The organism is Cyanobacteriota bacterium (genome assembly GCA_025054735.1).
GTDB lineage: Bacteria > Cyanobacteriota > Cyanobacteriia > SKYG9 > SKYG9 > SKYG9.
In genome coordinates this window covers 1-5,749 of the sequence record JANWZG010000255.1, presented here as the reverse complement: position 1 = coordinate 5,749, position 5,749 = coordinate 1, and the positions used below count along the sequence as shown (strand labels likewise).

Below are 5,749 nucleotides of genomic sequence, written 5' to 3'. Positions count from 1 at the left end.
ATTGGCAACCCAACGGGCGGTTAATCCTTGGATAAACACAGTAGCAATAATGGTCAAAAATACTAGGGCTTTGATAGCATCACCACCATTAATCCCCTGCTCAGTCAACAAGATGGCAAACAAAGAGGCAACAGAAGCAGAGATGATACCCCTAGGTGCAATCCACGATAAAAATAGTTTCTGTCGCCAGTTCAAGTCGCTGTTCCAAGTACAGGCTAGGATATTGAGTGGACGAACAACCACCATCAGGGTGAGCACTGTCAAGCCACTGCCCCAACCTAACGCGAACACACTAGCAATTGACAAGTCTGCTGCCAACAAGATAAACAGAAACGACACTGCCAATATGGTCAGTTGTCCCTTAAAGCGGCGTAGGGGTCGCTGAGCTAGGCTAGAAGAACTGTTCCCAACCACAATGCCAGCAATGACAACTGCCATGAGTCCTGATTCACTGCTGGTAAATTGAGATAGGCCATACAGTCCCCACACCCCAGCCAACACGACTAGGTTGCGTAATTCTTCTGACAGGAAGCTGGCATAGCGAAGAATTTGCCCCAAGAGCAGACCACCGATGCCCCCAATTGCCAAGCCAATGCCCAACCGAATCCCCAGGCTGCTAGTAATGGTAAGTAAATCTGCATCACCGCTAAGAATAATATTCAGCACAACAACTGCAAGAATGGCCCCAATCGGATCAATCAAGACACCTTCGCCCTCTAATAAAGTGGCGACGCGCCGCTCTACCTGCACCTGTCGCAATAGTGGGGAGATAACGGTTGGCCCGGTGACAACGACTAAGGAAGCATAGAGAAACGCGATCGACCAGGGAAACTCACCTAGCCAGTGGGCAGCCATACCGCCACCAATCAGTGTGATTAATGTCCCTATCGTGACCAAGTTGCGGAGGCTACCCGATACCCTACCTAGTTCACGCAAATCTAGGCTGAGTCCTCCTTCAAACAAAATCACTGCCACAAACAGAGAAATGATGACATCCAATCCTGGGCCTAGCATGGCTGGGTGCAACCAACCCAGACAATCTGGCCCTAGAAGGATTCCCAATATCAACAGCAACACGATCGCGGGTACCTTTAGGTATTCCGCTAGCACTTGGGCACTAACCCCGGCGATTACCGTCATGATAACTTGCAGGGTAATGTCAAACGGTGTGTTCATAGATGGGCCAGAGCTAGGCGCTGTTGATTGCAGCCATTGATAAATGGAGACATGTCATTTGCATAATCGATACTCTAGCCTACCGCTTGCTGTTTATCTACAAAACCTGATATCACCACATTTTATGGAATGGTTGCTGTTTCCACAGGATTGGCAACATCAGTTCATTATTACTAGCAGGCAACTCAACCCTTAGCATGGCTACTGATTCAGTGGTTGGTGATGGTCAGTAAGCTTAGGTTAATCTGTTGGGCACCTATTCCTGATGGAGTTAGTCTGTGGTCAGGGAGGATAAACCAACCATAGACATCTAAAATTTTGCTCAATTCTCTAGCAACGCTATAAGCTTGTAAATCTTCCTGGTTGCTCAGGACAGAAATGAAGAGAAATCTTGAACGATTTGCTCCACTGGCTTGGTCTTACGATAACCTCTGATGCTTAGGTTCTATTTTTCCTACATGTGAGTGGATTCAGAATCTCATTGACAAGACTCCCTAGGTTTGCACATTCATGAGAAGGCATTTCATCACTCTGATTAGCTGGTTTCTAGTAAGCATAATCGCTGTGCTGCTCGGTTCGTCTGTCGCTTGGGGAACTGTTAACCCGCGCGCTACCTATCAGCCTGAACCGTCTGTTGCCAGTTCTAAGGCATACGTGGCCCAGCAGTCCATGGCTACCCTTTCATCGTGGCAGTTTGACCCACGCCGACATCGCCTAGTGTTTACCACCAGCCAGGGGGTACAACCACGAGCACGGCTACTCCCTAATCCTAGTCGTCTTGTGATTGAGTTGCCTGATGTTAGCCTAGAAAGTGATCCAGTGACACAGACGATCGGTGGAGCATACAAATCCATCAGTGTGGTGCAAATGGATGCTCGGGTGGTTCAGATTGTCCTGGAATTGTCACCTGGGTATGGGTTAGATCCACAACGGATCCAAATCCGAGGGAGTAGCCCAACCGAGTGGTCAGCACAACTACCTGTTCCCCAGGTGATTGCACCAGCGGCTTCTGTAAGTTCTACAGGCAGCCCCCAGGGAGAGTTGGCGATCGTTGAAACGGTACAACTGGAGGGCGATCGACTACTCGTACAGGCTGATCGGCCTCTGCGCTATGAAAGCGGTTGGGATCGCAGCTCAACCGACTATCGCATCCGCATCTTCAATGCCACTATTTCTGAGCAATTTCGCCGCCCTACACTCCCAGCCGATAGTCCCGTTGCCCAAATTCGACTGGTGCAAGAAACACCGGATACGGTTGTTGTGTTTGTGAAGCCAGCGCCTGGTAACCGCATAGGACGGATTGCTCAGACTCGTCGTGGTCTATTGGCTCTAGAGGTAGGGCGCACAGTAGGTGTCCAACCACCAGTAATCAGGTTTCCCCGAGATCCATCGTCAGCACCCGTTGGTCAGTTTGTGGTGGTAATTGATCCAGGGCATGGTGGCCCAGATCCAGGGGCTATTGGCATTGGTGGCCTGCGGGAAAAAGATGTGGTGCTGCCCATTTCCCAAGAGGTGGCGGCTCTGCTGGAGCAACAGGGAATCCGAGCAATCCTAACACGGGAGGACGATCGTGATCTTGGCCTAGAGCCTAGGGTACAGCTTGCTCGCCAGGTGAATGCCACAATATTCGTCAGCATCCACGCTAACGCCATTAGTCTCAGCCGTCCCGATGTGAATGGCATTGAAACCTACTACTATGATTCTGGTCTCAGACTAGCTCAAGTGATCCACCGCAACATGATAGCGGCTACAGGTTCCCGCGATCGGGGTGTGCGGCGTGCCCGGTTCTACGTTCTTCGCCGTACAACGATGCCTTCAGTACTCCTAGAAACTGGCTTTGTCACAGGAGCCGAAGATGCTGCTAATCTAGCGGATCCCAGCTTCCGGAGCCGTATCGCTGCTGGCATTGCCCAAGGTATTCTGGAATACTTACGCTGATTTCCGCCATGGGGAATTGTTAATTGTTATAAAAATGCCATGGGGTCAACTGGCTCTCCCCCTTGGCGTACCTCAAAGTGCAAATGTGGCCCCGTCGAAAGGCCAGTAGAACCGACAGTGGCAATCACCTGTCCCCGCTGCACATACTGCCCCTCTGCGACTAACAGTTCTTCAGCATGACCATATAGTGTGCTGATGCCATTGCCATGGTCGAGAATCACAGCATTGCCATAACCACCATACCAGCCTGCAAAGATTACATAACCATTGTCGGCTGCTCGGATGGGGCTGCCATAGTCAGCAGCAAAGTCGATACCAGAGTGAAAGCGCTCGTATCCCAAAATTGGGTGTACCCGCCAACCAAAGTAGCTAGTCAACGCTCCATCACTGGGGAAGCTAAGTTGTCCTGTACCCCGAATGATGACAGCACCATAGGACTCGCGAGCACGCTGTTCGGCTATTTTTTGCTGAATGAGAGCAGCTAAGTTATTGGAGTCTGCGGCGAGGCGATCTTCAGCAGCTTCTAGGGCAAGGCGATCGTTTTGAAGACGACTGATTACAGACTTTTGGTAGGCTGCTTGCTGGGATGCCTGAGCACGCTGAGCCATAAGCTGTTGGGTAAGAAGAATGATTTGATTTTTCTGAGCTTCGACCCGCAACTTTTTCTCCTCGATCGCCTTGGCTTCACGGGTAAGCTGCGCTAACATCTGCCGATCGTGCTCGTAGAGCAACCGTAGCTGGTAACGACGATCTAAAAACTCGTTAAGATTCTGACTCTGCAACAGGGTTGCCCAACCCCAGGTGCGCTGTTGACGCTGAAGAAATTGCAGACGAGCCACTGTTGCCAACTGGTGACGCTGATACCGGTCTGTCGCGATCGCTAGCTCTTTTTGTAAGACGCGCAGTTGTTCCTCAGCCTTTGCCTTTTGAGCCTCTTGGGCTTGAATCTGGCGAGTTTTGTCCTGCACAGTTGTTTGCAGGGTATTCAAGGTACGGCTAGCTTCAGTCTCCAAATTTTGCAGGCGATCGCGCTCCTTAGCCAGATTTTGGCGCTGGTTTTCTAGCTGTTGCTGTTGGCGCACCAAATCCTCTATAGCACCAGAAATCCCAGCCTGAAGCAACACTGGCGGAGAGATGGATGCTCCTCCCATCAGCGAACTGGCAATGCCCTGTGGCACGGCTAGAGCTGGCCAAGTTCCCAGTAGCATCCCCACTACCATAATCCAACTGCCCAGCCAAACCTTTAGCCCGCGCCAAAGCATTAGCCAGAGGGCTTTGGGTGTTGATACTACCCCCACAGTGCTATGTATGTTCATATGTACACGAAAACGGCAATGGCAAACCTGCTTGGATTGCACAGTACCGAAACCTACCAAGACGATCGCAACAGACGCTCAGTATATCCAAGTTTTAGTGATCTGATCCGGGTGAGTTTGGCATCACAAACTATCAGTCCAAATGCTTACGCGAGAACAGCATCGGCCTCTAGCACCCACAAAGTATAGCCCTGAGCCATTTTGGTGACAACCACATCATCCCCCCGCTGGCAAAGTTTAACGGCCAACTCTACGGTTTGTTCAGCAGATTGGTCAGCCTTAAACAAGCTGTAATACTTACCACCCACGTAAATTGCCTCTAGACGATCGCCAATATCAGGAATTCGGATGTAGCAAGTTTGATACTGTTCAGGAGAAGTTAGCACACGATAGGGGGGAGAAGGCACTGCTGCTGGTTTTGTTTTAGGCTGGGCTTGAGGTGGTAAGTCTGCGATTGCATCGGCCTCCCATAGCCAAATTGCATCTCCCTTAGCTGTTTTGGTCATGACAACATCACCACCTTTGGCCATCAGCAGTTCACAGATTTTAAGGGCCTTTTGGCGATCGCGGACAATTTTCAGCAGGCTGTAGAACTTCCCATCAACCATAACAGCAGCAAACCGTTGATCTTCACCCGGTAGGCGAATGTGACAGGAACGATATTGATGGCGACTCTCTAAAATTTTGACCATGGGGTTAATCAGCTTGCAGGCGTTGAACAAACCTAATGGACACACTTATCAACAATGGAGACAGGGCTACGATCACCCTGCATGAATAGGCTAGCTACCTAGCTACCGGAGTATGGCGCTGTGGATTGCATAGTTGTCATCAGTGACTAACAAGCCAGTCTGTAGTGCATTCTACGTAGAACCGACTCTTCTTCACGGAAGAGAGCTGCCTGAGGCGCTATGCATATTCAGGCCTGTCTTTTTTCAAGCTCATCTGCTTAGATTCATCCCATAGTGTACCCATTTGTAACACCGAGCCAAAGCATATTCTCCCAAAATTCTGACCTGAAATTGTGTTTTCCCGTCAGTTAAGAGACAATGGACGGAAACTGGTATACCACGCATTGCTTGTGATTGAAGTTGAAGTCCACCAACAACTCCGCGCATTTTTGCGCCAACAGGGGCAACCCTATTGGTCTCATAACTTGACCATGGGGCGGTTAGTGGCGCGGGCATTGCGCTTGGGGCGTAGTGCTTTGATTCAAACAGGGGTGCCACCTGTAGGTAATCACGGACGCTATCGGTTGAGCTACTTGGTCTCTGCGCTAGTGTGGCAAGAGGCAGCTATATTGGTGGTGCCGGAACCAG

5 protein-coding genes are annotated in these 5,749 nt (G+C 50.4%); 2 read left to right on the top strand and 3 right to left on the bottom strand.

The genetic code is table 11. The features are described 5' to 3' along the window. Positions 1-1,176, bottom strand: a 1,176-nt coding sequence (locus tag NZ772_12490) for a sodium:proton antiporter (GenBank protein MCS6814368.1), incomplete at its 3' end; no start/stop codon positions are given. 510 nt (positions 1,177-1,686) lie between these two features. Here NZ772_12490 and NZ772_12485 point away from each other — a divergent pair. After that, positions 1,687-3,114: an N-acetylmuramoyl-L-alanine amidase gene (locus NZ772_12485; GenBank protein ID MCS6814367.1), complete on the top strand. Its 1,428-nt coding sequence runs from the start codon at positions 1,687-1,689 to the stop codon at positions 3,112-3,114. A gap of 26 nt (positions 3,115-3,140) precedes the next feature. Here the strand turns inward: NZ772_12485 and NZ772_12480 are convergent, their stop codons facing one another. Beyond that, positions 3,141-4,430: a peptidoglycan DD-metalloendopeptidase family protein gene (locus NZ772_12480; GenBank protein MCS6814366.1), complete on the bottom strand. Its 1,290-nt coding sequence runs from the start codon at positions 4,428-4,430 to the stop codon at positions 3,141-3,143. A 146-nt stretch (positions 4,431-4,576) separates the two neighbouring features. After that, positions 4,577-5,122 carry a hypothetical protein gene (locus NZ772_12475; protein ID MCS6814365.1) on the bottom strand — a complete coding sequence of 182 codons (546 nt, stop codon included), beginning with the start codon at positions 5,120-5,122 and terminating at the stop codon, positions 4,577-4,579. 389 nt (positions 5,123-5,511) lie between these two features. Here NZ772_12475 and NZ772_12470 point away from each other — a divergent pair. Further along, positions 5,512-5,749: ATP-dependent DNA helicase (locus tag NZ772_12470; GenBank protein MCS6814364.1), on the top strand; the 238-nt coding region annotated here is incomplete at its 3' end.

What these genes read in the sequence shown, in the direction of transcription:
- NZ772_12485 (MCS6814367.1), top strand. Translation starts at nt 1,687, where the DNA reads ATGAGAAGGCATTTCATCACTCTGATTAGCTGGTTTCTAGTAAGCATA.
- NZ772_12480 (MCS6814366.1), bottom strand. Translation starts at nt 4,430, where the DNA reads ATGAACATACATAGCACTGTGGGGGTAGTATCAACACCCAAAGCCCTC.
- NZ772_12475 (MCS6814365.1), bottom strand. Translation starts at nt 5,122, where the DNA reads ATGGTCAAAATTTTAGAGAGTCGCCATCAATATCGTTCCTGTCACATT.